2 protein-coding genes are annotated in these 1,126 nt (G+C 33.7%); one reads left to right on the forward strand and one right to left on the reverse strand.

What is annotated here, in order from left to right; translation table 11 throughout:
• The first annotated feature begins 249 nt into the window (after positions 1-249).
• Positions 250-375, forward strand: coding sequence for a hypothetical protein (locus tag ACQR30_RS13580; protein WP_429736020.1), 126 nt, complete (start codon positions 250-252; stop codon positions 373-375).
• 374 nt (positions 376-749) lie between these two features.
• Here ACQR30_RS13580 and ACQR30_RS13585 read toward each other — a convergent pair whose 3' ends face one another.
• A complete protein-coding gene (locus ACQR30_RS13585) occupies positions 750-929 on the reverse strand; it encodes a hypothetical protein (protein ID WP_429736022.1) in 180 nt (59 codons plus the stop codon).
• Positions 930-1,126: the final 197 nt, after the last annotated feature.

A 1,126-nucleotide genomic window follows, 5' to 3' on the forward strand; every position in this document is an offset into this window, starting at 1 on the left:
TGTATATTACATCATTTTAGCTGTTTAAATCCAAAGTTAATGCAACAAATTAGTGAAGTTACATACAATCAGTCTTGATTGGTTCAAATCCCAAAGTTACATACAACATGATACTCTTCCAAGTTCTAACCATAATCCAAAATACTTCATGTGTTCTTCATCACTTCTTAACAACCTCCATCATCAATCTTGCAATTTGGTGCTTCCGTTTGTCTATCTACTGAGCCTTATGAAATCAAAACAATGAATATGATCAAACATATGCAACAGCAACAACAACATCATCATAACAACAGCCAAACCAACCTTCCACCAAAAGATGACAAAAACAATGCCAATTGGACTAAGAACAACAAGTATTTCACAGAGATTTGATTTTCTTTATGAAACAACATTAGCAAACAAAACACAGTCTGTATTTGAATAATCTAGCATGTTTCGATCTGTATGTATGAATAGTCTACATTTGAATAATCTAGCAAGTTTCTGTCGCAAAGTAAATACCAAGTTACCAACACTGAAAAGTAGCAATATTATTGAGAGTCAACAGACATGTGGCTAACAGATTACCACTTCAATGGCATTATTATTGAATCTTAGTTATATACTGCATTATTAGTGAGATAAGACTGATCAGTACATTAAAGAAAGTCATTAGTGAGATACGACATTATTATTGAATCTTCACTCAGCAAACTTATTACTTTACAGAATTTAAATTGGAATACAAAATGACAAGGTGACTAACCTTATGCTCTGTTTTTGCTGGCTTCTCTCTTTGAATGCTTAGAAGTCTTAGACGCCTTATTTGCTTTAGCTTTCCCTTTAGAGGCTTTAGAGGCTTGAGATGATTTGGTGGTGGAAGGCATTTCTTGGTGATCCACTGTACCAGCAAGTCCATCTTCCTTTTCTTGTTCTGCAAATGACAAAAACAATGATCAAAATAAACTTACAGAAAAAGAAACCAATTCAAATTGAAATTTAAATTGAACGAGAACAAAATAAACTTACCTTCCTCCACAGACTCATAGAATTCCATATCCTCAATGGTTGGAAAATATTGAATGTTGTGGATACTCTCAGACCTAATCCAGTTTTGGTAGCAGATTAGGGCTTCCACTGTCTT

The sequence above is a fragment of the Arachidicoccus sp. genome, from assembly GCF_050436765.1.
GTDB lineage: Bacteria > Bacteroidota > Bacteroidia > Chitinophagales > Chitinophagaceae > Arachidicoccus.